The 26,118-nt window shown below is 59.1% G+C and carries 23 protein-coding genes; 4 read left to right on the top strand and 19 right to left on the bottom strand.

What is annotated here, in order from left to right; all coding sequences use genetic code 11:
- Positions 1-13: 13 nt before the first annotated feature.
- The 4 genes from infB to rimP form a co-directional block, all read right to left on the bottom strand.
- Positions 14-2,989: a translation initiation factor IF-2 gene (infB, locus tag ACIP6G_RS12485; RefSeq protein ID WP_133832994.1), complete on the bottom strand. Its 2,976-nt coding sequence runs from the start codon at positions 2,987-2,989 to the stop codon at positions 14-16.
- A gap of 176 nt (positions 2,990-3,165) precedes the next feature.
- The gene (locus tag ACIP6G_RS12480; protein WP_105657280.1) at positions 3,166-3,486 is read right to left on the bottom strand and encodes a YlxR family protein; all 321 of its coding nucleotides are present in this window, start codon (positions 3,484-3,486) and stop codon (positions 3,166-3,168) included.
- Between the two features lie 141 nt (positions 3,487-3,627).
- Entirely contained in the window at positions 3,628-4,611 is a 984-nt protein-coding gene (nusA, locus tag ACIP6G_RS12475) for a transcription termination factor NusA (protein WP_105661830.1), read from the bottom strand.
- 2 nt (positions 4,612-4,613) lie between these two features.
- Positions 4,614-5,180, bottom strand: coding sequence for a ribosome maturation factor RimP (rimP, locus tag ACIP6G_RS12470; RefSeq protein ID WP_105657278.1), 567 nt, complete (start codon positions 5,178-5,180; stop codon positions 4,614-4,616).
- A gap of 175 nt (positions 5,181-5,355) precedes the next feature.
- Between rimP and ACIP6G_RS12465 the strand changes: the two genes are divergently transcribed.
- Both ACIP6G_RS12465 and ACIP6G_RS12460 read left to right on the top strand, forming a co-directional pair.
- Positions 5,356-6,429 (top strand): hypothetical protein, encoded by a 1,074-nt coding sequence (locus tag ACIP6G_RS12465; protein ID WP_400290378.1) that lies wholly within the window; start codon positions 5,356-5,358, stop codon positions 6,427-6,429.
- Between the two features lie 555 nt (positions 6,430-6,984).
- A complete protein-coding gene (locus ACIP6G_RS12460; RefSeq protein WP_400290375.1) occupies positions 6,985-7,326 on the top strand; it encodes a hypothetical protein in 342 nt (113 codons plus the stop codon).
- Positions 7,327-7,331: 5 nt separating this feature from the next.
- On the opposite strand, the gene ACIP6G_RS12455 is transcribed toward ACIP6G_RS12460, so the two are convergent.
- The 15 genes from ACIP6G_RS12455 to ACIP6G_RS12385 all read right to left on the bottom strand — a co-directional run bounded on the left by ACIP6G_RS12455 (position 7,332) and on the right by ACIP6G_RS12385 (position 24,478).
- A complete protein-coding gene (locus ACIP6G_RS12455) occupies positions 7,332-8,144 on the bottom strand; it encodes a TSUP family transporter (RefSeq protein ID WP_181148826.1) in 813 nt (270 codons plus the stop codon).
- Between the two features lie 37 nt (positions 8,145-8,181).
- The gene (locus ACIP6G_RS12450; RefSeq protein WP_332728082.1) at positions 8,182-9,969 is read right to left on the bottom strand and encodes a proline--tRNA ligase; all 1,788 of its coding nucleotides are present in this window, start codon (positions 9,967-9,969) and stop codon (positions 8,182-8,184) included.
- Positions 9,970-10,574: 605 nt separating this feature from the next.
- Positions 10,575-12,365 carry an NAD(P)-binding domain-containing protein gene (locus ACIP6G_RS12445; protein WP_400290372.1) on the bottom strand — a complete coding sequence of 597 codons (1,791 nt, stop codon included), beginning with the start codon at positions 12,363-12,365 and terminating at the stop codon, positions 10,575-10,577.
- Between the two features lie 124 nt (positions 12,366-12,489).
- A complete protein-coding gene (locus ACIP6G_RS12440) occupies positions 12,490-13,659 on the bottom strand; it encodes a GAF domain-containing protein (protein WP_400290370.1) in 1,170 nt (389 codons plus the stop codon).
- Positions 13,660-13,771: 112 nt separating this feature from the next.
- Positions 13,772-14,512: a hypothetical protein gene (locus ACIP6G_RS12435; RefSeq protein ID WP_105657272.1), complete on the bottom strand. Its 741-nt coding sequence runs from the start codon at positions 14,510-14,512 to the stop codon at positions 13,772-13,774.
- 369 nt (positions 14,513-14,881) lie between these two features.
- Positions 14,882-15,622, bottom strand: a complete 741-nt coding sequence (locus ACIP6G_RS12430) for a hypothetical protein (RefSeq protein ID WP_332486588.1) — start codon at positions 15,620-15,622, stop codon at positions 14,882-14,884.
- Between the two features lie 51 nt (positions 15,623-15,673).
- Complete coding sequence (locus ACIP6G_RS12425) at positions 15,674-16,468, bottom strand: hypothetical protein (protein WP_400290368.1); 795 nt, start codon at positions 16,466-16,468, stop codon at positions 15,674-15,676.
- A gap of 516 nt (positions 16,469-16,984) precedes the next feature.
- The gene (locus ACIP6G_RS12420) at positions 16,985-17,797 is read right to left on the bottom strand and encodes a GNAT family N-acetyltransferase (RefSeq protein WP_332502584.1); all 813 of its coding nucleotides are present in this window, start codon (positions 17,795-17,797) and stop codon (positions 16,985-16,987) included.
- Positions 17,798-17,834: 37 nt separating this feature from the next.
- The gene (gene ispG, locus ACIP6G_RS12415; protein ID WP_105657267.1) at positions 17,835-19,001 is read right to left on the bottom strand and encodes a flavodoxin-dependent (E)-4-hydroxy-3-methylbut-2-enyl-diphosphate synthase; all 1,167 of its coding nucleotides are present in this window, start codon (positions 18,999-19,001) and stop codon (positions 17,835-17,837) included.
- A 139-nt stretch (positions 19,002-19,140) separates the two neighbouring features.
- Positions 19,141-19,695 carry an NAD(P)H-dependent oxidoreductase gene (locus ACIP6G_RS12410; protein WP_105657266.1) on the bottom strand — a complete coding sequence of 185 codons (555 nt, stop codon included), beginning with the start codon at positions 19,693-19,695 and terminating at the stop codon, positions 19,141-19,143.
- A gap of 122 nt (positions 19,696-19,817) precedes the next feature.
- Positions 19,818-20,240, bottom strand: a complete 423-nt coding sequence (gene arfB / locus ACIP6G_RS12405) for an alternative ribosome rescue aminoacyl-tRNA hydrolase ArfB (RefSeq protein ID WP_105661823.1) — start codon at positions 20,238-20,240, stop codon at positions 19,818-19,820.
- Positions 20,241-20,354: 114 nt separating this feature from the next.
- The gene (locus ACIP6G_RS12400; RefSeq protein ID WP_400290364.1) at positions 20,355-20,654 is read right to left on the bottom strand and encodes a YciI family protein; all 300 of its coding nucleotides are present in this window, start codon (positions 20,652-20,654) and stop codon (positions 20,355-20,357) included.
- A 23-nt stretch (positions 20,655-20,677) separates the two neighbouring features.
- Positions 20,678-22,027 (bottom strand): M50 family metallopeptidase, encoded by a 1,350-nt coding sequence (locus ACIP6G_RS12395; RefSeq protein ID WP_400290363.1) that lies wholly within the window; start codon positions 22,025-22,027, stop codon positions 20,678-20,680.
- On the bottom strand, positions 22,024-23,247 hold the full coding sequence (dxr, locus tag ACIP6G_RS12390) for a 1-deoxy-D-xylulose-5-phosphate reductoisomerase (RefSeq protein ID WP_400290361.1): 1,224 nt from the start codon (positions 23,245-23,247) through the stop codon (positions 22,024-22,026). Before dxr ends, ACIP6G_RS12395 begins: the two co-directional genes overlap by 4 nt.
- Positions 23,248-23,323: 76 nt before the next feature.
- Positions 23,324-24,478 (bottom strand): acyl-CoA dehydrogenase family protein, encoded by a 1,155-nt coding sequence (locus tag ACIP6G_RS12385; protein ID WP_105657262.1) that lies wholly within the window; start codon positions 24,476-24,478, stop codon positions 23,324-23,326.
- 237 nt (positions 24,479-24,715) lie between these two features.
- Between ACIP6G_RS12385 and ACIP6G_RS12380 the strand changes: the two genes are divergently transcribed.
- Both ACIP6G_RS12380 and ACIP6G_RS12375 read left to right on the top strand, forming a co-directional pair.
- On the top strand, positions 24,716-25,336 hold the full coding sequence (locus ACIP6G_RS12380; RefSeq protein ID WP_105657261.1) for a TetR/AcrR family transcriptional regulator: 621 nt from the start codon (positions 24,716-24,718) through the stop codon (positions 25,334-25,336).
- A gap of 69 nt (positions 25,337-25,405) precedes the next feature.
- The gene (locus tag ACIP6G_RS12375; RefSeq protein ID WP_105657260.1) at positions 25,406-25,867 is read left to right on the top strand and encodes a GNAT family N-acetyltransferase; all 462 of its coding nucleotides are present in this window, start codon (positions 25,406-25,408) and stop codon (positions 25,865-25,867) included.
- Positions 25,868-26,118: the final 251 nt, after the last annotated feature.

The raw sequence follows: 26,118 nt of genomic DNA, 5'->3' as shown, positions 1-26,118 counted from the left end.
TGCTTGTCGGCAATTAGTCGCGTGGCTTTTCGCGCATCTCGAAGGTCTCGATGATGTCGCCTTCCTTGATGTCGTTGAACGACCCCAGGCCGATACCGCATTCGAAGCCCTCGCGGACCTCGGTGACATCGTCCTTTTCGCGGCGCAGCGAATCGATGTTCAGGTTGTCGCCCACGACGTTGCCGTCGCGTACCAGGCGAGCCTTGGTGTTGCGCTTGATGGTGCCCGAGCGGATGATCGAACCGGCAATGTTGCCGAACTTCGAGGAGCGGAAGACCATGCGGATCTCGGCGGTGCCGAGGGCCACTTCTTCGAACTCCGGCTTGAGCATGCCCTTGAGCGCATTCTCGATGTCGTCGATAGCGGAGTAGATGACCGAGTAGAAGCGCATGTCGACGCCCTCCTTGTCGGCCAGTTCTGCCACGCGCTCGGCTGGGCGGACGTTGAAGCCAATGATGATGGCGTTGTCCACGGTTGCCAAGTTGACGTCGTTCTGGGTGATCGCACCGACACCGCGGTGGATCACGCGCAGCTGCACATCGTCGCCGACCTCGATCTTCATCAGCGAGTCTTCCAGTGCTTCAACAGCACCGGAAGCGTCACCCTTGAGGATCAGGTTCAGGGTATCGATCTTGCCATCGGCAACAGCCTTGTCGAAGTCTTCCAAGGTGATGCGCTTGCGGCGCTTGGCCAGCATTGCGTTGCGCTCTGCGGTTTCGCGCTTGTCAGCGATCTGGCGGGCGGTGCGCTCGTCTTCGGTGATCAGGAAGCCGTCGCCAGCACGCGGGACCGAGGACATGCCCAGGACCTGTACCGGACGCGATGGCAGTGCCACGTCGAGGTTTTCGCCGTTCTCGTTGAACATTGCACGCACGCGGCCGTGGGCGGTGCCCACCACCATGGTGTCGCCAACGCAGAGGGTACCGGACTGGACCAGGACGGTAACAACCGAACCGCGGCCCTTATCCAGGTTCGCTTCAATGGCCACGCCACGAGCGGACTTGTCCGGGTTGGCCTTGAGCTCAAGCACGTCCGAGGTCAGCAGGACAGCGTCCAGCAGCTCGTCGATGCCCTGCTTCTGCAGTGCCGAAACCTTCACGAACATGGTGTCGCCACCGTATTCTTCTGGAACCAAACCGTATTCGGTCAGCTGGCCCATGACCTTGTCAGGGTTGGCGCCTTCCTTATCGATCTTGTTCACAGCGACGATGATCGGCACGCCGGCAGCCTGTGCGTGGTTCAGTGCTTCCACAGTCTGCGGCATGACGCCGTCATCCGCGGCGACAACCAGCACGGCCACGTCAGTGACCTCGGCACCACGGGCACGCATGGCGGTGAACGCCTCGTGGCCCGGGGTATCGATGAAGGTCATTGCGCGATCGCGGCCCTCATGGATGTGGTTGATCTGGTACGCACCGATGTGCTGGGTGATGCCGCCATGCTCGCCCTCGATAACGTTCGACTTGCGGATAGCATCCAGCAGTCGGGTCTTACCGTGGTCGACGTGGCCCATGATGGTGATGACTGGGGCGCGCTCTTCAAGCACGTCTTCGCCTTCAGCCTCAAGTTCGGCATCCAGGTCCAGGCCGAAGCCTTCGAGCAGTTCCTTGTCTTCGTCCTCAGGGGAGACGACAAGCACCTTGTAGCCCAGCTCTTCGCCGAGCACCTCGAAGGTTGCCTCATCCAGCGACTGGGTGGCGGTAGCCATTTCACCGAGGTGGAACAGTACGGTCACCAGTGCTGCTGGGTTCGCGCCAATCTTGTCAGCGAAGTCGGTGATCGACGCGCCGCGGCGCAGACGGATCTCGGTGTCGCCGTTGCCGCGTGGAACATTCACGCCGCCCAATGACGGAGCACTCATCTGCTCCAATTCCTGGCGCTTTGCGCGCTTGGACTTGCGCTGCTTGCCGCGACCGGCGCCTCCCTTGCCGAAAGCACCGCCAACGCCACCGCGACCGCGTGGTGCACCTGGGCGGAAGCCGCCACCGGTACCGCTGCCGCCACCGCTGCCGCCACCTGGGCGACCGCGGCCGCCGGCACCTGCACCTGGACGTCCGCCGCCTGCTGGCGCTGGACGATCGGTGCGGTTAGGCATCATGCGCGGGGTTGCAGTGGTACCTGCGCCAGCACCTGGGCGTGGACCGCCGGCACCTGCTGGGCGTGGGCCACCTGCGCCGGCTGGGCGTGGAGCGCCCTGGCCTGCTGGGCGTGGACCGCCGGCACCTGCTGGACGTGGACCGCGCTGGCCGTCACGTGCCGGACGTGGTCCGCCCTGGCCGTCACGAGCCGGACGTGGACCGCCGGCACCTGCTGGGCGTGGACCGCGCTGGCCGTCGCGTGGTGGGCGAGGACCGCCCTGGCCGCCTTCGCCGCGCATACCCTGCTGCGAGGAGAACGGGTTGTTGCCTGGGCGTGGACCGCCCGGACGAGGTGCGCCTGGACGTGGGGCACGACCGCCTTCGCGGTTGCCGCCACCACGGCGTTCGCCGGACTCAGCGCCGCGCATACCCTGCTGGGAAGAGAACGGGCTGTTGCCTGGGCGTGGAGCGCCTGGCTTCGGAGCTGGCTTGGCACCTGGCTTCGGTGCCGGGGCTGCACCTGGCAATGGAGCGCCAGGGGTTGCCTTCGCGACCGGAGCTGCAGGCGCCGCAGGTGCGGCTGGGGCAGCTGGGGCTGCAGGAGCCGGAGCTGCCGCAGCTGGCTTAACGCCTGGCTTCGGGGCCGAGGCACCTGGGGTAGCAGCCGGCTTGGAAGCCGACTTCGGTGCTCCAGGGGTCGCTGGCTTGGCGGCGGCTGGCTTGGCAGCAGCTGCTGGCTTAGCGGCACCGTTGGAACCTGGGAATGCGTCGCGCAGCTTGCGCGCTACTGGCGGTTCAACGGTCGAGGATGCCGAGCGAACGAATTCGCCCATGTCCTGCAACTTGGTTAGTGCTTCTTTTGAAGTGATTCCGAGCTCTTTAGCGAGCTCGTGAACGCGGGGTTTAGCCACATCTCTCCTGTGTCGATGTGATCTGCTCAAACCCCGGTATCAAAAGATAAATCTTTAGATCAGCGGTCTGGCAGATCAGCTGTGTAATTCGTGAAATTCTTCCGTCGCACGGTGGATCACGCAGAACTGATTGTTCATCGTTGTGCGCTCAGCATTGCCGACTCATCGGGTTGCCATCAGATTTCTGACCCGCTTTCATCATGTTTGCCAGATAGCTGGTTGCTTGCCAGCTGATCTTCGTATGCAGTGAATTCCTGCAGCACCTGCGAATCGTCTACCGCAGACCTGAAGGCCCGCGCGAACGCCCGGCGCTGCACCGCTTGCTGCACACACTTTTCGGTCCCGTGGGTCCAAGTGCCCCGCCCGGAAGCGGAACCCTGTTGATCCAAACTCACCGCATGCAGCGGTGTACCGTCTTTCAGGACCCAACGGAGCAGCTCATTTTTACTGGTTACGGTTCGACAGCCAATGCACGTGCGTTGCTGATGCAGCTTCATGCGAGCGCCGTCGCCACCTTCCCTAGTTATTACGAGCCATCTACTAGTCTAGCGCGTTTGGACGCCATAGCACGCATGAGTTGTGGCTCACACGCAGCTAGGCTTCCAACACGCTGAACTGGAATTATTTCCCGCAGCTGCTTAGAGCTGCGGTTCCTTGCCGCCCGAGGCAGCCAGGATGTCAATGCGCCAGCCGGTCAACTTGGCAGCAAGGCGAGCGTTCTGGCCTTCCTTGCCGATTGCCAGCGAGAGCTGGGAGTCGGGAACAACCACGCGAGCACGGCGTTCGGCTTCGTCCAGGATCTCTACCGAGACGACCTTCGATGGAGACAGGGCCGCGGCGATGAACTTCGCTGGATCCTCGTTGTAGTCAACGATGTCGATCTTCTCGTCGTTCAGTTCGTTCATCACGGCGCGCACGCGGGTTCCCATTTCACCGATGCAAGCGCCCTTGGCGTTGACACCGGCCTTGGTTGCGCGCACAGCAATCTTGGTACGGTGGCCAGCTTCACGAGCCAGTGCCTCGACCGTGACGGTGCCGTCAGCGATTTCTGGAACTTCCATTTCGAACAGCAGGCGAACCAGGTTCGGGTGAGAACGGGACAGGGTAACGGCTGGGCCCTTGTTGCCGCGCTCAGCGGAAACAACGTAGGCGCGCAGGCGGTTTCCGTGCTGGTACTTCTCGCCTGGGGACTGCTCAACTGGTGGCAGCAGCGCTTCCAGATCACCGATCTTGACCTGCACCATATGCGAGGAGTAGCCCTGCTGGATGACGCCGGAGATCAGGGTGCCAACGCGGGCTGCGAACTCGCCGACAACCTGCGCATCTTCAGCTTCACGCAGGCGCTGCATGATTACCTGGCGGGCGGTGGAGGCGGCGATGCGGCCGAAACCGTGCGGGGTGTCGTCGAATTCGCCCAGCAGCACGCCGGCGTTGTCGCGGTCCTCTACCAGGATCGCCACATGGCCGTTGCTGCGCTCAATGTGCGCGCGGGCGCCAGGCATGGCGCCTTCGGTCTTGTTGTAAGCCAGCAGCAGTGCCGACTCGATGGTCGGAATCAAAACATCCATTGGGATGTCGCGGTCTTTTTCCAGGATGCGCAGCGCATTCAGATCGATATCCACGCTTAGCCCTCCAAATCTTCAGTATCGGCAGTGTCAAATAGTGCGTCATCGAAGTTCAGCTCTGGATCGACAACAGCTTTACGGATATTTTCAAAGGCATAGGCCGCAGGATCGAGCACCTTGACCTTCATGCCCTTCTTGGCCGGCTCGCGGTGCTCAGCAATCAACACGTCGCCGTCGTTGACCTCAAGCAGGCGCCCGCGAAGCTTCGTGCCGTCGGCCAGCGAAATCTTGACCATGCGGTTGAGGGCGCGGATCCAGTGGCGCTGGGCAGTCAATGGGCGGGAGAGTCCTGGGGAACTGACTTCGAGTTCGTAAGGAGCCGACGATGCGTAGACGGCGTCCTTGTCCAGAGCGTTGGAGATGGTGGTGGTAACTTCACCAAGTTCATCGAGAGTCAGCGTTTCGTGACCGTCGGCCTTGTCGACGATGATCTGCACGATCATCTGCTTGCCGGAGGGACGCAAGGCGACTTCCTCCAGGAGAAGCCCGTGGGATTCTACTTCCTTGGAGAGCAATGCAGTCAGACGCTGCGCTTCCTGTTCGGTATCGGCCGGCATTCCGGTCATGGATATCCTCCCACGCTATTCGATGTTGTCCGTTAAGCCTATATTGCGTTCCGCTCATTGAGAACATCTAAACGGGCACAGGTGAAGGAACTCACGCCCATTTTCTATCCATCGTGGCGCTCGACACCGCTATTGCCCTCTTTACCTGCATTGATCATGGCATGATCGAAACGCTATGACTGAAAAATCGCCCCATTCCGCCCGTCGCACCGACAGGCAAGTACGCCGCGCTCCAGGCTGGATTGCTCCGGTACTGGCTGGTGCAGTTGCCGTTGCCGTGACGTGGGGCATTGGCAGCACCATCTTCCGAGGCGCCCTGGTGGAGCGGGGCCTGCCCGAACAGGTCAATGAGGCCAGCGCCGATGCCCGCATGACGTGGGAATACGGAGCAAAGCTGGCAGACCTGGCATCTCAGGCCCAAGCCATGGCCCAGCTGGCACCCGAGGATAACGCTTCGAGGCTATCCGCATTGGCGACTTCCTTGTCGCAGGGGTCAGCGGTGCTCGGTGAATTGCGCTTCGACGACCAAGAGCCTGCGGCATTGCCGCAAAGCTTCTCCCCCGACGCGCTGGTTGCGCTTGCCACGAATGTCGCCGACGCATCGTCAGTGATGCCTGCCTTCGCAGAACCGTCGCTGTCCAGGGATTCGAAGCTGGCCCAGATTGCTTTCCAGATCAATCTGGACGCCCGCAGCGCTGTTGCATCTTTGGGAGAAGAGCGTGATTTGGACTTGGCCTTGCCACTGAGTGCAGTCTCGGGTGAAGAAGAGCAGAAAGACCAGCCAGTAGCCTGCCTGCCTAAGGAGGAGCTGCTGGACCCCGCGAAGGAAATCACCGAAGCGCAGAACATCGAACCAACGGCCGTCGCCCGGGCCCTGGACCGCGGCTATGCACTAGATTTCGTTCTGCAGCTCACGGCTGCACGTGGTGCCGACAGCGCCAAGGAAGCCATCGAAGCTCGACGCAGCGAGCTGGGACGCCAGCTTCGCGGCCTGCGTGCGACCGTTGACGAACAGTGCGCAGACCTGCGTGAACCCGCCTATGCGCTACCCAAAGGCGGCCTCGAAGACCTGGCTGCCCTATCCGCGGAAGCCGAAGGGGACTTTGCTGATGCATTGGTCGTAGCAGCGGGCGTTAGCGATGGTGCAGCCGGCGCAAAAATTTCCGCCGTCGCTTTCCAGACTCTCAATGGCCAGCAGGGATCGAATGAGGAATACCGCATCCTTGAGACTGGCGAAGTCGGGAAATAGTTTTGGATTCAGCTAGAATTTAGCCGTATTTCACGTTTCGTTGAATTATCACGAAATAATCACGACTGCTAATTGCCCTGAGTCGAAATAGAGCACGGGTTCGGGTAGAGCCAAAACAGCGCGAGGCGCACTAAAATTCACGGATGATCCGTAATTTCCATCCGCACTATAAGATATAACCCGCATATGGCATGCGGGTTTTACGGGGTATTACCCGAAACCAATTTATCAACGACCACCATTTCCTCCGCCATGGAATGATTTCAAAGATATATGAATCTCGTTCCTATTCACTGGCTCTCGATATTCGCGCCAAAAGGGGCTATCGTGAATATCAAGTGCTTGAGATACGGAATTTGGCTCCCATAACACGGAGCGGGATTCTCCGCTTTCTTCCACTTATTGGGGAACTAACAACTTGTGGCTAGGTCGTCAATTGGAGGTTGGGTAATGTCAGGTCGATTCATGCGTTCGAAGACAGCAGAACTGGTCAGCGAAGTGATCGGTTCAAGGCAAGGTCGGGCGCAACTCAGTTCACATGGTTGGGTCCAAGGCATGCCTATTGTCATTGCGCAACCTGAGGAAACAGTCAACGACGTCATGTCGCTCGTGGCCGCGCACCAGCCGCCAGCTCTGATCGCTACTCTCGATCCGGAGAACAACGATTTGTGGTTCCTGTATGTATCCATCGGTTGCACAGCGTTGAAGGTTGTAGATCCGCTGGCAAGCCACACTACGGTTTCCCAACTCTACAAAACTGCAATGGGTTCCAGCTTCTTGACTTTCAGGATCGCGCAAATGGCGACCAGTTCCATGGTCCATGCCATTGAACCCCAGCATGTCCAGCACTACGCCGGATACCCGCCAATCGACACATCAGCAGCTAGCGGCCGCTAAAGCTATCACTTGCCGGCGAGGATCAGGTCCGAGCCGAGCTTGATGATCAGTGCCGAAACGACGATCACGAAAACAATGCGAATAAAGGCGCTGCCCTTGGAGATCGCCATGCGCGCCCCGAGATAGCCTCCGAGCATATTCATCACGCCCATGGCCAGGCCTAATGCGACTAGAACGTGCCCCGTGGGGATGAAGAGCAGCAGAGCACCTGCGTTGGTGCAAAGGTTAACGATCTTCGCCTTGGCGGAGGACTGCAAGAAGTTGTAACCCAGCACTGTCACCATGGCGATGATCAAGAACGATCCAGTCCCGGGACCGATCATCCCGTCGTAGCCGCCAATCAGCAGCCCAATCAGGATGGCTCGAAGATAATGCCCATGCCCGGCGTAGCGCAGGCGCGACAGCTCCCCGGCTTTGGGCTTCAGGATCGTGAACAGCAGCACCGCAATGAGCGCTGCGATAATGATGGGCTGAATGGCTCCAGAGGGAAGAATTGTGGCCAGCGCAGCTCCGCCGAAGGCACCGAGCATGGCAGTCAATGCCATCGGAATAGCGGTCTTCAAATCCGGGCTGGTGCGCCGGTAGTACGTCACCGCGCTGGTAGCCGTTCCGAAGATTGAGCCCAGCTTATTCGTGGCCAGCGCCTGCACCGGTGTGATGCCGGGGAAAAGAAGCAGCGCGGGCAATTGAATCAGGCCGCCACCGCCAACTACCGCGTCAATCCATCCAGCGCCCAAAGCTGCAAGAAGCAGCAACACCAGGGGCCAGAAGGAGACGGGTTCACCGTTGACGGACAGCAATTCCAAGAACTCTTGCACCGCGCTACTCCCCTATTCAGTTATTGGCTACAGCCTTTTAGGCGCTCAGCTCAGCGACAACGTCCTCGACCTTGACATCGCGGCGTTCGCCGGTGGCACGATCCTTGACCTCAACTACGCCCTCAGCAAGTCCACGGCCCACAACAACGATGGTTGGAATGCCGATCAGTTCGGCATCCGAGAACTTCACGCCCGCGGACACCTTTGGACGGTCATCCAAGATAACTTCCAAACCGGCCGATTCTAGTTCTGCGGCCAACTTCTCAGCAGCCTCAAGCAGCTCTGGGCCCTTGCCGGTAACGACCATGTGGACGTCGGCTGGAGCAACCTGCTTTGGCCATGCCAGACCGTTTTCGTCATGGTAAGCCTCGGCCAGTGCTGCTACCGCACGGGTGACGCCAATGCCGTAGGAGCCCATGGTGACAACCTTCAGCTTGCCGTTCTGGTCCAGGACCCGCAGATCCAGAGCCTCAGCGTACTTGCGGCCAAGCTGGAAGATATGACCCATTTCGATACCGCGTTCGGTGCGCAATGGGCCCGAGCCGTCCGGTGCCGGGTCGCCCTCTAGCACGTTGACCGACTCGATGGTGCCGTCAAAGCCGAAGTCGCGCTCGGCCACCAAGCCGAAAACGTGCTTGCCCTTTTCGTTGGCGCCGGTGATCCACGAGGTACCGGATACTACGCGAGGATCAACCAGGTAGGTGATGCCGCTGGTGCCTTCGGTACCCAGAACAGCCTGATCCAGGCCGTTGCCTGGGCCGATGTAGCCGGCAATCAATTCCGGGTGCTTGGCCAAGTCTTCACCGCTAGCGGCTTCAACCTGGACCTCGCCGATGATGCCCAGCGGGGCACCCACGGTAGCTTCGACACGCTTCAGGTCCACCTGGCGGTCGCCTGGAACACCGATGACTACCAACTGGCGGTTGCCTTCTGGATCGGTCACCGCCAGGACAACGTTTTTCAGGGTGTCCTTGGCTTCCCAAACACCGGACTCGCGTGGGCGCAGCTCGTTGGCCGCGGCAACCAGCGTCTCGATGGTCGGGGTATCCGGGGTATCGACAACTTCGAACGCAGGTGCGTTGGCGTAATCGATGGACGCTGGCACTACCGTGGTGACAGCTTCCACGTTGGCTGCGTAACCGCCGGCCGAACGGACGAAGGTATCCTCGCCAATAGCTGTTGGATGCAGGAATTCCTCGGACTTGGAGCCGCCCATGGCACCAGCCTGCGCGAAGACCGGAATAACTTCCAGACCCAGGCGCTCGAAGATCTTCAGGTAGGCGCCGCGGTGAGCCATGTAGGCTTCGTCCAGGCCTTCATCATCGATGTTGAAGGAGTACGAATCCTTCATGATGAATTCGCGGCCACGCAGCAGGCCCGCGCGTGGACGTGCTTCGTCGCGGTACTTGTTCTGGATCTGGTACAGGTAGACCGGAAGATCCTTGTACGAGTTGTACAGATCCTTCACCAGCAGCGTGAACATTTCCTCATGGGTCGGTGCCAAGAGGTAGTCTGCATCTTTGCGGTCCTTGAGACGGAACAGGCCTTCGCCGTATTCGGTCCAACGGCCGGTCTGTTCGTAAGGTTCACGTGGCAGCAGCGCTGGGAAGTGGACTTCCTGGCCGCCGATAGCGTTCATTTCCTCGCGAACAATAGCTTCAACGCGCGCAAGGACCTTCAAACCCAACGGCAACCAGGTGTAGATGCCCGGGGCCGCACGACGGATGTAACCGGCGCGTACCAACAACTTGTGGCTGGCGACTTCGGCGTCAACCGGATCTTCACGCAAGGTGCGCAAGAAGGTAGTGGAAAGCTTCAAAACCACTCGGGGTGTCCTTTTCCGTCCGTCGACTTCAGAAATAATTTCGGATGCCGACTAGCTATGCAAAATCAAATGGGTTTTGGCCGCAAAATTGGCCTTAATCAATGCTACAGCTTTCGGCCACTTCCCAATAAATTCAAGGGCTTGCGCGGAATCGTGTTGCGTGCCCGGGGCCGGATGCGGGCCTCTGGATAGATGGTGGGCGCTGCAGGGTTCTGTTTCGTTGAGTCGCTGCCAGCAAAGGACATCCCAGTCGGGTGCCAGTTCCCCGCCGATTTGTACTTGCAAGCACCCATGGCGAGGCTTACGCGGAAGCATGGTGCAGCTGGGTCGGCTGCGGCGCGCAGGCCGGTGCACCGGCGTTATTGCGGCATCCGCGATCTGCGCCGATTCAATAACTGCGCAGGTGCCAGGAGCATGGGAATCATGGTTCATCCGGCTTTCCGTTCAATTCGTTGTGCGATTTCCAGGCCGTTGCAGTTCAACGAAACGTCCGGATAAGGCCCGAAAACCGCCACGTGGCAGACGCGCGGGTGACCCGGAGGAAGCGCCATACAGCGCTTGCTCCGGGTCCGGGAAACCGATTCACGGGCAGGGAAACGGTGTTATCAGGATTGATGATAGGTTTCGGCGAGCGCATACACCGGAGTTCCGATGCCCTCGTACCGTGCCTTGAGCTGCAAGCCCAGATACTTCGAATAATGCCTGGACTGGTGCAGGTTGCCTCCGTGGAACCAGAGGTTCTTGACCTTGGTGGGCTTCCACATATTGCGCAGCTCCCCCTGCCATGGACCCGGATCCTTGGCGGTCCCCGACCCCAGGCCCCAGCATTTTCCGACTTCATCCGCGACTTCCTGGGAGATGAGCTTCGCCGCCCATCCGTTCATCGAGCCGTAACCGGTGGCGTAGACCACCGCGTCCGCCGGCAGCCTAGTGCCATCAGCCAGCACCACCGATTCTTCGGTCAAGTGCGATACCTCGCCATGGGCCAAAGCAATCGATCCGTCGGCCACCAGCTCGCTGGCACCGATGTTGATGTAGTACCCCGAGCCGCGGCGCAGGTACTTGAGGAACAGCCCTGAACCGTCGTCGCCGAAGTCCAGCTCGAATCCCGCATCCGCCAGCGACTTGTAGAAGTGCGCATCTTCCTGCTGGATTTTCTCGAAGACCGGCTTATGGAATTCCGGGAGGACTTTGTACGGGATGGAGGCGAAGATCAGGTCTGCCTTGTTGTGGTCTATGCCGGCAGCGAGGGCTTCTTCCGAGTACAGTCCGCCCAGCACATGCTTCATCAGCGATTCGGAGCGCACGATATGCGTGCTGGAACGTTGGACCATAGTCGGCTTGGCCCCGTTTTGCACCAGATCCGCGCAGATATCGTGTGCGGAGTTGTTGGCGCCGATGACCACGACGTTCTTGCCCGCGTACCGTTCGCCGCCTGGATGCTTGGAGGAATGGTTCTGCTCTCCTTTGAAGATCTCGGCTCCCGGGTACTGGGGAATGTTCGGAATACCGGACATGCCAGTGGCCAGCACCAGCTGGGTGGGACGCAGGGTCAACGGTACTCCGTCGCGTTCTACCTCGACGATCCACCCCTCTCCTTCCGGATCCTGCCGGACGCTGGTCGCTTCAGTCAGGGACCAATAGTCCAGCTCCATGAGCTTGGTGTAGCTTTCCAGCCAATCCCCCATCTTGTCCTTGGGCGTGAACACCGGCCAGTGGTCGGGGAAATCAATGTAGGGCATATGGTCATACCAGACCGGATCGTGCAGCGCCAAGGAATGGTAGCGCGAACGCCATTGGTCACCGGGACGCGGATGCCTATCGATGACCAGGGCAGGAACACCCATGCGCTTGAGCCGAGCGGCCAAGCCTATGCCGCCTTGGCCGCCGCCGACAATCAGCGTGTAGGGCTGGTCGGTGATCCCCAGGGACTGCTGCTGCGCGGTGCGCCGATCAAGCCAGTTTTCCTTGCTCATCGCTACGCCGTGCTCGGCGCCCAGTTCGCGGCGCGGACCAGCAGGTTCGGGGAATTTGCGCAGGCCCTGCGCGGTGCTCAGCAGGGTCCAGGCCTTCCCATCGCGCAAGCGGAGTAATCCAAGCCCGTTGAATGCGTCGTTCTCGAACGTGTACCAGGCTTCAATGACGCCGTCAGCCTCTTGTGCGCTGGTGACTTCGATGTTCCGCGGCCACGCGCCTCGTTCAACGCCAAGCAGCATCTTCTCGATCCCGTCACGGCCCTCGCTGGTGTGAAGGTTCCATGTCATCGAGGCCAGATCCCGCCAGTAGCACTCCTCCGAAAATAGCTGTACAGCTGCTGGCGCGTCACCCGCTTCCAACGCTATCTGCAAGGAATGGAACCAGCTCCGGGCTTGCAACAAGCAATCATTGTCAGTCATTTGCGTCTCATCTCTTCATCGGGATTCAATGGATGGCCATTCGGGCCCTCCGCGACTAATGAAAGAATATGATCTGCGTCACAAAAGAAAAGCGTTGCAATAGGTTGCAGCTGCTCCGGGATTGCTAGTGGCTGCTCACCGGGACCACGATCCGGTAGGGACGTGAGGCGATCAGGCCACGCAGCTTGGAACGCAAGCGGGATATTTCGGCGCGGATGGTGACGTTCGGCGTATCCGCAGGCCACAGGCTCGCCAACTGCCCTGAGCTCACTCCGTGAGGGTTCGCAGCCAGCAGCTCAAGGATCTGCCAATGCTTCGCGCTCAAGTTGATGCGCGTCGCCCCACCGGGCGAATGGACAATAGCCTGCAGTGAAGCTCCTGCGTACAGCTGGAGGCTCACCTGGCCTTCTGCCCTTTGCAGCAGCCAGCCTCCCGGTGTCCGCCGCGCATCAATTGATCCCAGCCCGGAAATCCAGTTCCGCCCTTCTTCCATGGACATCGGCAAATTGAGCTTGGATCCAACACTGTAGCCTTGGGCGGCGGCTATGGAGCCTTGCACGTCAACTAGGACGTACTCGCCTTCGGGCAGTTGGGTGGAAAGCTGGAGCTTCTGCATTTTCAATTCATGCTCGGTTTGCAGGAATAATTCTGCTTCTCGGGCCACGGATGAGACCAGAGCCAAGGAGTGCGGATGCGCCGTGCGGAACGAGCCTGCCAGCGTGATCGTGCCAATCAGCGCCGAGGTGGCAGGATTCATGACCGGCGCCGATGTGCAGACCCAGTTGTGCTGTTCTTCCCGGGCATGCTCCGGGCCGAAAATCTGCACCGGGGCACGCTCGGCCATTGCCGCGCCGATCCCATTAGTGCCCACGTCGCTTTCGCGCCAGCGTGCACCGGCGACAAATCCGATGCCGTCACTTCGGCGGCGTACTGCAGAGGGCCCGAGCACCCAGAGCACGAATCCTTGCTCGTCGGAGATGACCAGCTGGTTTCCCGCCTGGGTGGCCAAGGAGAGCAAACGCTCCTTGAAGAGCTCGACCAGTCCGTTGAGTTCTTCGTTGGTCTGCCTGCGCTCGCGTATTTCAGAAGTATCCAAAGGAACGATATCTGTTCCAAGCTTGCCGGCCCGGGACCATGAACGCGCCACCACTGGCCGAACCACTTCAGGGATGCACGCACCTTCGGCCCAGAGCTGATGCAGGGACTTCAAGCTTCGGGCTTTGCGCGTCGGATCCTCGCCCGCAGTCAAGGCAGCCTCGATGGATTTGCGTGGCGCACCGTGTTCCAGGGTCATCCATTGAGAATGCCATGACTCGCGCATCATTGGGAAGCATTTGCCGCGCAAAGAAGTGAAGGCTCTTCTGATTCCCTTGGAACCAGAAGAGCCTTCAACGGCTGAAGGAGGCCTACTTGGCCGTGGCCTTAACCTCTTCAACTGCCTTGTTCAGTTCCTCAACGAGTGCTTTCACAGCCTCGCCATCAGCTTGTTCGCCAGTTTGGGTGCGGGAAACGGCCACAACATTTTCACCGACTACGCCCTGAATCTGGTAAGAACCGCCTGGGACCTCTTCGCCATTCATGGTCATGGCAGTGTGGGTTACGATGGTCTTGTCCGCATCGGATTCAGCATCCAGGATCTTGGCCGAGGCAGAAACTTTCTGGCCCGCAACACTCATCGAGAAGTCCTCGCAGCCCTGCAGGTCCTTGGCATCTACCATGTCCTTGATTGCATCCAGCTTGGCAGTATCCTCGTAGCCAGCGACGGAGTAGCTGTTGCTCTCGCCTGTTTCGCCAACGACGATCGCTGCGGCCATGTTGACGCCGTCCAGGTCCTGGGTCCCCTGCTGCGAGACGAACTCGGCGCACTTCGCAGGTTCGATCTCCATCTGATCGATCAGGCCCTTGGCGCTTTCCAATGAGCCGCTAAGTGCATCGCTATCCAGAACCTGCACATTCGGTCCGTCTCCACCCAAGGTTTTGGCAACTGCAGCGGCTTGCTCAGCAGTCAGCGCTGGCACCCCCGCGCTTTCCTGCTCCTGAGGGGCCTCCGAAGAGCCAGCAGCGCCCTCGGTCCCTGAATTCGAGCTGCAACCGGTCAAGGCAAGGGCAACTGCTACAGGCAGCACCCAGAGTGAACGCTTCTTCATGGTGATTTCCTCACATTGGTGATGATAAGCCATCCACAGTATTTCACAATGTGTTGGAAATAAAAGGACTATGAGAGAGTGTTGCAGCGAATGGAATAGAGTCCAAAGTTCACTTGAATGGTTAAGGGTTGGTCGCTTGCCACCCGTTGCCAGGAAAAGCACCAGTCAAAGAGAAATCGGCAGGCACCGCACAGAAACAAGGTCCCAGCAGTTGATTTATCGTTCATCTGCCAAGGGGGCCAATATGACTCGGAGGTACGCTGCTTCGAGGAAAAGGCATGTTGGCTGCTAAACCACGAGCTCTGCACTCCTCGGTGCAAGGCCAACTGATGTTGGAGAGTCCATAAAACGGATACCCCGCCCGTTCGGCTACTGAGCCGCCTCGATTTCGGCGAACGCCCGATCTGCCAGCTCCACTGCCTGTGCGGCCAGTTCAGCTGGTTGCTGCGAACCGGTCTGCAGGGTAACCAGCACGAAATTGCCATCTTGCAGAGCCTGCACAACGACCGAGGTCAGTAGCTGTCCGCCACCCGCATCCATCTGGGTGGACATGGTCAACGATTGATCCGCTTCGACGTCCAGCGGCAGGATCTGGCGTTGAGTTTCGATTTCCTCGCCGCCCAGCTCAACAGTGGCCTTTTCACATCCCTCCAGATCATCCAGCGTCAATGCCTCCGATACGTTCTTGCGGGTGGCCTCGTCGGTCAACGAGAAGACCTGCACGACTTTGCCGACGGATTCGGAGGAACTGGTCGCCGTTGCGGATACCGATGCCGTCAAGTCGGTAACTGAATACTTGGCATTCATCTCGGCACACTTTTCCGGCTTGATTCCGCTGGGAGTTTCAGCGTTCTTGGCAACTTCCAGTTGCTTCTGCATCTGCTCATTGCCAACTATCTGGACTGCGTTGTCGCCTTCCAAAAGCTTGGAAGCAATGGACTCTACCTGCTCCGCACTGAGCACATCACCCGAGGCAGAAGTCTTCTTGCTTTCCGCCGGGGCCGTCGAAACAGCCGTTTCCGCTGGTTCTGTCGCGGAATTCGAAGAACATCCAGCCAGCATCATGGTCGTGGCCAATGGCAATGCCCAGAGGGCTAAACGCTTAGTCATCTATTGCTTTCCGTAATTGCCACCGGAAGACCGATGGCGTCTTGAAATGAACTACTGGGTAAGTCGGTTCATGAGTTCTTGGAGGATCCCGGATGCTTCTTCAACTTCGTTCGCGGTGTTCGCGGCAGAAGTGGAACGCTGAATGCCGAGCAGAACGTTCGAATTAGCGGAGCGAATGATGAGCTGCTGTTTGGTGGACGACCCATCACTGCTGGTAATTACATACCCGTCGGCCAATCCTGCAGCAGAATCAATAGGCTGCTTTGCAATGTGGTAAGCGCGAGTCTCATTGCCTAATTTGACTGTGTAACGCGAGCAATCAGCATTGGCCTCAGTTTTGGCAACCCATTGCGCTTGCAAAACTTCAGGGTCTTTGTAGATTGCAACAGATAGGTAGCTGTCCTCGAATTCGATGGCGCCCATCGTGGCGCTCTGCAATTGATCTGCGACCGGCTCAGCAAAGGTAACTCCGCATTTACTGGGATTCACTTGGACGTCCTCTATCCACTCCTGTGCTTGCGGAATGCTCTTGCGTAGCTGTTTGTCGTTGATGACATGGGAGTTTTCTTCGTCTTTGGCGAAATCCTCAAGCAGATTTTCCAGCTGTCCGTCGTCGAGCTGGACTGGGGCGACCGTCGAGGCACCGGTTTCGACTTCTGGCGAACTGCACCCACCAATGAGGAGTACTGCTGCGCCCATAGCAGCACCCAAATACGCTTTAGTACCAATGGCTTGAACCACAAATTTTCCCATCACCATCACGTTTACACTTTCGAGTCTAGAAGACTGATGATCATTCGATGGGCATTGTTGCTCCCGCGTTGAGCGGAAGAAGAAATAGCCCAAGTTGCATAGCACCTGGGCCCCGTTTCCCTTGCCGGGTCATTAAGCGAATGGATTGCTCTCCATTAGCCGGAGAAATGGATGCTTGCCGCAGCTAAGCGAAAGTCCTCAAAGGATGCTAAACAGGTTTCCCGCCACTCGAGCTTCGCCAGCGATACAAAGGAAAAGCAGGTAATGGGGACTCATAGCGGCTAAGTGGGTCGCGGCGATAAGCTCAACTTCCGGCAACAGTCGTTCATGCGACTTTATTTGTCGATGCTCGGGCTTCATTGGCCGCGCAGCTGGAGCACTGACTGCCGCGAATACCGAATGGCCCGTTATAGCGCCGTATTAGTCATGAGAACGTTGCACAACTGACGATGAACCGGGATCCACAATCAACTTCGTTTTCGCCTTCACCTGCGGGATTCTTTGCAGCCAGCCAGATCCGCGGTAAGGCGGAATTGTTTCTGGCGAAGTAGCTGCAGGTGGCTCAAGAGCAGAACCGGTTGATTTCCACGTTGCCCGTGCCACTGCTGTTCAGAACAGGATCGTTGCGAAGGTGCCGACCTGTTCAAAGCCGATGCGCTGATAAGTCTTGATTGCAGCGGTGTTGTAGTCGTTGACGTACAGGCTCACTACAGGAGCGAACTGCATCGCGTAGTCCACCGTGGAGGCCATGTAGCCGGCAGCCAAGCCTTGGCCGCGATACATCGGGTTCACCCAAACACCTTGGATTTGCACTACTTCGTCGGTGACGGTGCCTAAATCAGCCTTGAAAATCACGTTGCCGCGCTGGTCGCAGTCCATGAGCGTGTGCCCCTCACGAATTAACTGGCGTACACGGTTGCGGTAGAAGCTTCCCCCGTTTTCCAACGGCGAATATCCAAGTTCTTCTTCGAACATGGCAGCGCTGGCAGGCAGGACTAGGTCGAATTCCTGAACCTGAGCCGGCCGAATCCGGTTGCGGCGAATTCCCTCCGGGATTTGGGTGATGGCCATTAATGGCTGATTTTCCCGGACATCAAAAATTTCTTGCGGACCATCCCGCAAGACGTCATGCATGGCCAGAACTGTTTCTGCCGGACCGAATACCGAGGCGAATCGCTGTCGGGAATCGATGGCATGCATGGCGTACTTCTGGGCATCGGACTCCGGCATGGCGGTGGGCGCCATATTAGCGCCCACCCAGCATGCCGATTCAAGACCTTCGCTGCCGTCCAAGCCAACGATGTGCGCAAACCCGTCTGGGACTGCTGACCGGTGGATGCTCACCTGCGAACGGGTGAATATATTGGCGACGGGGTCGCGATCGAGCAGCTCAATGAGGGCTGTCGTATCACGACGGCCCAAGATGCGCGGCTCTCCCTCGACGCTCCGGCGGCTAGTTCTAGCTGACGGAGACCATGGGAGAACCCGAGGAAGGATTCTCGTCATTGTCCAGTCCCATTTCTGCTGCCAAACGGTTGGCTTCTTCAATCAAAGTCTCAACAATTTGATCTTCCGGGACGGTCTTGATGACTTCGCCCTTAACGAAGATCTGCCCCTTGCCATTGCCGGAGGCAACGCCGAGGTCAGCGTCGCGGGCTTCGCCCGGTCCGTTGACAACGCAGCCCATTACTGCCACGCGCAATGGAGCCTTCATGCCTTCGAGCCCAGCGGTAACCTGCTCGGCCAAGGTGTAAACATCCACCTGGGCACGACCGCAGGACGGGCAAGAAACGATGTCCAGCTTGCGGGGGCGCAGGTTCAGCGATTCCAGAATCTGGTTGCCGACCTTCACCTCTTCTACCGGTGGAGCGGACAGCGATACGCGAATGGTGTCGCCAATGCCCTTGGAGAGCAGTGCACCGAAAGCGGTGGCGGACTTGATGGTGCCCTGGAATGCTGGACCGGCTTCGGTCACGCCCAGGTGCAGTGGCCAGTCCCCGCGTTCGGCCAGCATCTCGTAGGCACGGACCATGATCACAGGGTCGTTGTGCTTTACCGAGATCTTGAAGTCATGGAATCCATGCTCTTCAAACAGGGAAGCTTCCCAAACAGCTGATTCAACCAGCGCTTCAGGGGTGGCCTTGCCGTACTTCTGCAGCAAGCGGCGATCCAGCGAGCCAGCATTGACGCCGATGCGAATGGAGGTGCCGTGGTCCTTGGCGGCCTGCGCGATTTCCTTGACCTGGTCATCGAACTGGCGGATATTGCCGGGGTTCACGCGCACCGCGCCACAGCCTGCTTCGATGGCAGCGTAGACGTACTTTGGCTGGAAGTGGATATCGGCGATCACCGGGATCTGCGACTTCATCGCAATGATCTTCAGCGCTTCCGCATCCTTATCCGTTGGGCAGGCCACACGCACGATGTCGCAGCCGGCAGCGGTCAGCTCGGCAATCTGCTGCAAGGTGGCGTTGATGTCGTGGGTCTTGGTGGTAGTCATCGACTGAACCGAAATCGGCGAGTCGGAGCCGACACCTACGGATCCAACCTGGAACTGGCGAGTCTTGCGACGTGGTGCGAGTACCGGCGGTGGGCCTGCCGGCATGCCTAGGCTGACCGAAGTCAATGGACGCCTCCGAATAGATTGTGGGTATTTCTCTAGTCCAAGTATGTCACCGTATCGCGGTGAGCGGGTACTCATGCGAGAAAGGCCACGGTTACCGTGGCCTTTCTTGCACTATTGAGCTTCCGGGGATCGTGAAAACCTAGTTGGCTTCGGCGATTTCCTTGATGCTGCTCAGCACGCCAGAGACCTGCTCGACAACTTCAGCGTCATCCTTCGGGTGCAGTTCAGCGAAGCGTACTACCGAGTTAGGGATAGCCAGCTTGACGTTTTCCAGCACGTTGGCGCCGGCGATGTTCAGTGCCTTGCGCGCTTCGTCCTGCGCCCAGACGCCACCGTACTGTCCGAAAGCGGTGCCAACGACCACGGTTGGCATGTCCTTGAGCGCACCGGCGCCGAAGGGGCGGGACAGCCAGTCAATGGCGTTCTTCAGGACAGCTGGCATGGTGCCGTTGTACTCAGGAGTGACCAGCATCAGCGCATCGGCGTCACCGGCTGCGTCGCGCAGGGCCTGGGCGGCGGCAGGAACGCCACCTTCCACGTCGTGGTCCTCGTTGTAGAAAGGAATGTTCTCCAAGCCGCTGAACACGGAAACTTCCATGCCTTCAGGTGCGTTGTGCGAAGTGGCTTCGGCCAGCTGCTGGTTGGTCGAACCGTTGCGCAGGGAACCGACGAGGGTGAGGACCTTGGTGGTCATAGGGTGTTCTCCTAAAGGCAGAAATAATAGAAAGCTGACGCTTCACCTACTTTCAACCGTTTCCCCACCCCAACCATTCCGTGCAGCAAAGTGACATGAAGCACAGTAGCTGATCGCTGGGATCAGTCCATCCCTGGTTTGCGGCGAAGTTGCTTGGTGGCTGAGCGAGTAGCTTTGGCACTCAGCCTGCGCCGGTGAGAACCGCGGGTAGGTTTCGTTGCCTTGCGTGCCGGTGCATCCGGCGCCAGCGCTTTTTCCACGATGCGCCCCAACTTCTCTTGGGCGAGCTGGCGGTTGCGCCATTGCGATCGTTCTTCGGAAGCAGTCACGACGATGGCCCCGGCCACCAAGCGAGGTCCGAGCTTCGCCAGCAAGCGCTGACGCTGCCAGTCGGACAAGGCCCGCGAAGCGCCAATTACCCAGGTGAGTTCCACCCGGGAGTCCGAGGTATTCACATGCTGCCCGCCGGGGCCCGAGGAACGGGAAAAATGCCAGTTCAGCTCGGCTGCAGGGATCGCCAGCGTTGACGTGATCTGCACATCCATGATGTTTTCCACTTCCTCTCCCCTACCAGTCTGCGCCATCCAAGCCGTTTAATGCAGGCAGCCTCCGCTGTTCTCGGAAAAGAACAGCGGAGGCTGGTGCAAGGTACCTATCGTCTAGGACGCGAAATCCTCCAGCAGGCCAATTACCGGGTTCCATTCGGTGACGGTGGCCGCGCCGACTCCGCCAACCTTCTGGAAAGGATCATTGGAAAGCACTTCGTCCAGCGCAGCTTGCGATTCTGCCGCGAAGATCAACAGCGCGCCGTCGTTGACCGGGGTCGGCCCCGAAGCAAGAAGGCGTACCGCACCTTCGCCGAGGAAGCCGCAAAGGTACTGGCGGTGTGCTGGACGGTGTTCATTGCGCAGCTCGGTGGAGTTCTCGGCGTACGCGTATTCAACAGCAAAAACAGTCATGCCTACAGCATATTTCTCCCTGCTTAGAACAGCTGTATCGGCTTGAAGATATCCGCATATATTAAGAGCCCGCCCATGACCAGCATCGCTACCACCACGACATAAGTCAGCGGCAAAAGCTTGACCGTGTCCACAGGCCGTACCTTCTTGATCCTGAAGATCCTGGCAACTGTGCGCTTCAGCCCCTCATACAGCGCGCCCACCACGTGGCCGCCATCCAGCGGCAGCAGCGGGATCAGGTTGAAGGCGAACAGGGCCAAGTTCAAACCGCCCACCAATGACAGCAAGGTTGCGAATTTGTCAGCTACCGAGATGGAATCCTCCGCGCTGATCTCTCCGGCAATGCGCCCAACGCCCACGATGGACACCGGCCCATTCGGGTCGCGTTCCTCGCTGCCAAAAGCAGCTTGGGCGACATCCACCATCCGCTGGGGCAGGTGCAAGATGACATCGCCAATTCTCAGCAACTGATCCCCGATCACGCCGGGAACCGCGCTCAGCGGCTGGGTCAGGTCCCGCTGCAAGGAGCCCATCCCGACGAAACCGACCTTGGTCATGATGTATTCGCCCTGCTCATCGAGCAGCACGTAGCCATTTTCGTCGGTCGCCGGGCGTTCGGTCAGGTACGGAGTCAGCTCGGTGGTGCGAATCTGCCCGTCGCGGGCATAGTCCAGGGTGATGGGTTCTCCTGGATGATCGCGGATGACATCGGTGAGCTTATTCCATTCAGCTTCCGCAACAGCGGTGCCGTTTACGGCGGTGATCGTGTCCCCTGGCAGGAGGCCTGCCTCGTAAGCCGGCGCTGGGACATCCTTGTCGGTGCATTCGGCCTGCTCTGCGTTCTGTGCGCTGGCAATGCACTGGTACACCTCGGAGACTGTGGTGGTTGGCGTAGCCTGGCCGAAGCTGGTCAGCACGATGCCGATCACCACGAACCCGATGACCAGGTTCATGATTGGGCCACCGAGCATGATGATGACGCGCTTGTAGATCGGCAGCTGGTAGAACAGCCGGCCTTCATCGCTGGGCAGCACGTTCTCGTTGGCCTGCGAGCGTGCGTCATCCACCATCTGTCCGAAGACTCTCTGGAAGAGATTCGGCTTCTTCCCGGAAGCATCCGAGACGACCTGGTCGCGTGGCGGGTACATGCCCACCATCGAGATGTAGCCGCCCAGGGGCAGGGCCTTGATGCCGTATTGCGTTTCGCCACGCTTGAAGGAAACCAGCGTTTTGCCGAAACCGATCATGTACTGCGGAACGCGCAGCTTGAACAGTTTCGCGGGTACCAGGTGCCCGATTTCATGCAGTGCAATGGACAGCCCGACGGCTACCACCATGAATAGGACGCCGCCGATGAACAGCAATGCGCTCATGCTTTGGCCTCGATGATCTTCGTTGCATGGGCGCGGGCCCAGCGGTCTGTTTCCAGCACTGTTTCGACCGATAGCGCTGCGCTCATCGGGGTGTACTCGTCCAAGGCCCGTTCCACGGTCTCAACGATGTCGGTGAAGCGGATCTTTCCATCATGGAAGGCATCCACTGCAATTTCGTTGGCGGCGTTATAGACAGCCATATGCGTTCCCGACGACGCTGCGGCCTGCTTGGCAAGCTTTACAGCGCTGAAGACCTCCTCATCCAGTGGTTCGAAGGTCCAGCTTGCTGCGGTGGAGAAATCGCAAGCCTTCGCGGCACCGGCAACCCGATGCGGCCAATTAATGCCCAAAGCGATCGGCAGGCGCATATCCGGCGGCGACGCCTGGGCGATCACCGAACCGTCGATGAACTCCACCATCGAGTGAATGATTGACTGGCGATGCACCACAGGCTCGATCTTTTCCAGTGGCACGTCGAACAGCAGGTGGGCTTCGATGACTTCCAAAGCCTTGTTGACCATGGTGGCCGAGTTGGTGGTGACCATGCGCCCCATGTCCCAGGTTGGATGAGCCAGCGCCTGGGCGGGGGTGACATCACGCAGCTGCTCATGGCTGTAGCCGAAGAATGGACCGCCAGAGGCAGTCACCAGCAGCTTGGCCACTTCCTCGGACGCGCCAGAGCGCAGGGCCTGGGCGAGGGCGGAGTGCTCGGAATCAACGGGCGAGATCTGGCCTGGTGCCGCGATCCGCTTGACTACCTGGCCTCCGATGATCAGGGATTCCTTATTGGCCAGTGCCAGCAGGTGGCCGGCTTCCAAGGCAGCAATGGTCGGGGCTAGGCCAATGGCACCGGTGATGCCATTGAGCACCACGTCGGCCTCGGCGAAAGCGGCAACCTCGGTTGCCGCATGCGCGCCGGCCACCAGCTCGGGAGTGTATCCGGTTACCGATGCATCTTCTGCGGCTCTCTTAATGGCCGCGGCAAGCTCCTCCTTGGATTCCACGGCGCTGCCAACGAGCGCAGGGCGGTGCTTAATTGCCTGGCGAGCCAGTAATTCAAGGTTGTACCCACCGGACAGCGCTGCCACGGAGAATTGTCCGGATGCGTTTTCGATGACGTCCAGTCCCTGCGTGCCGATGGAACCGGTGGAACCGATCAGGCTGACGCGACGGGGATGTCCGGCTGGAATGAAAGTTTTCTGGGAGCTCACCCTACCCATTATGGTTCGTTTTACTGTGAGCGCCCAAAGAGCGCCACACCCCAAAATCAGGATGCAGCGCCCCCTCTGGCAAGAATCAGAGACCTAAGCTGCGGGCAATGAGCATCTGCTGGACCTGCGTGGTTCCTTCGCCGATTTCCAGGATCTTCGAATCGCGGTAGTGCCGTGCAACCAATGACTCATTCATGAATCCGTAGCCGCCAAAGATCTGGGTAGCATCACGGGCGTTATCCATCGCCGCTTCGCTGGCAATCAGCTTGGCATGCGCGGCTTCGATCTTGAAGTCCTTGCCGGCGAGCATCTTCGCCGCCGCCGCGTAGTAGGCCAGACGGGCCGTGTGGGCGCGCGAAGCCATGCGAGCGATCATGAAGGAGATGCCTTGGTACTGGCCGATGGCCTGGCCGAAGGAAGTCCGTGTCTTGGCATACTTCACCGCCTCGTCGAGGCAACCCTGGGCGGCTCCGGTGGCCAACGCCGCGATGGCGATACGTCCCTCATCGAGAATTTCCAAGAAGTAGGCGTATCCGCGTCCGCGCTCGCCAAGCAGGTTCTCCTCCGGAACTCGCACGCTGCTGAAGCTCAGCGGATGGGTGTCACTGGCACGCCAACCCACCTTGTCGTAGGCCTTCTCCGCGGTGAATCCTTCGGTTCCCGTCGGCACGATGATTGCCGAGATTTCCTTCTTGCCGGTTGCTTCGTCGACACCGGTGACAGCGGTGGCCGTGACGAGGGAAGTGATGTCGGTACCGGAGTTGGTTATGAATTCTTTGGCGCCATCGATAACCCATTCGCCATTTTCCAGTTTCGCTTTGGTCAAGGAAGCTGAGGCGTCGGAGCCTGCACCGGGTTCGGTCAGGCCAAAACCGGCCAAGCGTTCGCCGGCGGCCAGGGCTGGCAGCCACTTCTGCTTCTGGCCCTCGCTGCCAAAGCGGTAGATCGGCATAGCTCCCAGGGAGACGCCGGCTTCGAGAGTGATGGCTACCGACTGGTCTACCTTGCCCAGTTCTTCGAGCGCCAGCGCGAGGTGGAAGTAGTCGCCGCCGGAACCGCCGTATTCTTCGGAGACTGGCAGCCCGAAGAGACCCATCTGCCCCATTTGCTTGACGATGTCATAGGGGAACGCATGGTTGGCATCGTTCTGCGCGCTCTGCGGGGCTACGACTTCCTGGGCGAATTCGCGGACCATGTCGACCAGGTCTTGATACTGGTCGTCGAGTTCGAGATCAATCATCAGGCTCTCTCTTCGTTGAGGGACGAACCGGCATCGGCTGCGGGATGTGCATAAACCGGTGGCGGTCATGTTCTGCGCCAGTTGCGTGAGTTTCTTGGAAGCACACGCCGCGACGCGTATGGTTAATATTTATTAACTGGTTGCTGCCTACGGGTGGGTAAACAGCTACATTTTTGACATTAGTGGCAGCGGTCACACTTGTCCAGACCGAGGCTTGGCAAACGTAAGGAGTTGATTGTGTTGGCGAGCAAATACCAGTCGCTCAATGAACCAACAGAGCGTGAGCGCGCCAAAGCTGAACGACGAGAAGCACTCTTGCGCGAAGCCACTCGACTGTTCGCCTTGAATGGCTACGCGGGTGTTTCGCTGGAGGATCTGGGCGCTGCCTGCGGCATCTCCGGTCCGGCCGTGTACCGGCATTTCGCCGGCAAGCAGGCAGTGCTTATCGCTCTGCTAGTAGATATGTCCAAAGATATCTATGCCGGGGGCTGCACGGCCACGGAAGCCGGCGGCACTCCCCTGGAGGTGCTTTCGCGTCTGGTTGATTTCCACACTGACTTCTCGCTGTCCCGCCCGGATATTTTGCAGGTCCAGGACCGTGATTTGAAATCGCTCCCGAAGGCCGAACTGGCATTAGTCCGCAAACTCCAGAACTCCTATATCGGGCTTTGGACTACGGAACTGGCCAAATTGCATCCCACCGGAAGCAAGCAGTCGCACAGATTCCGCGCGCACGCCGTCTTCGGCTTGCTGAACTCGACTGCTCATTCCGCACACTCGCCGAGGACTAAAAAGTCCGGCCTGAAGCCGTTATTGTCCAACATGGCACTCGCCGCACTCACTTCCCCGGTAGTGTAGGTTTCAAGCCATTGTTCACTGGTGTGCCAATACCGGCACGCTGACCCACACGATTGAAAGGCCTTTATCGTGCAGCTACGAGAAGTCCGCCCTTCCGACTTGGACGCATTCTTCGCTCATCAGCAAGAACCCGAGGCGAACCTCATGGCCGCTTATCAAGCGCGTAACCCAGCCGACCGCGCGGTATTCGACCACCACTGGAACTCGATTCTGAACGATCCGAATGTTCTGGTTCGCACCATCGAGCATGAGGGCGAAGTCGTTGGATCCATTCTGGTCTTCGACGGCGAAGTACCAGAGATCAATTTCTGGACTTCGACCAAGTACTGGGGCAAGGGACTGACCACCAGCGCGGTAGACACCTTCCTCGCCGAATACACCAAGCGCCCATTGACCGCGCATGTGGTCCAGGACAATCTAGGTTCCATCAAGGTCCTGGAACGCCGAGGGTTCAAGACCGTTGGCACCGAGCAGATCTTCTCCAACGCCCGCGCAGAGGTCGTTACCGAAAACGTCATGCAGCTGGACTAGATTCCAAAAGATAGGCAAAAGCTGGCTCTCGGCAGAGAGCCAGCTTTTGCCTATTAACGGGCCTCTACCGCCGAGGTTCCCTTGGTCCTTTCCTGGATCAGCATCGTCCCGCGCCCGGCGCAAAGCCCCAGGCAGGCGTCTGCGGGTTCCGCCCGAGCTGGTTTTCTGCTGCACGATCCGTGCAAGAACGCCAGTGCGGGTCATCCTGTGATTCCTGCAGCGATGAGTGTTGAGCCCGAGGCACTCCCTCT

This window comes from Glutamicibacter sp. NPDC088483, assembly GCF_044753145.1.
GTDB lineage: Bacteria > Actinomycetota > Actinomycetes > Actinomycetales > Micrococcaceae > Glutamicibacter.
Note: the sequence above shows the minus strand (reverse complement) of the source record. Positions and strands in the feature narration are given on the sequence as shown.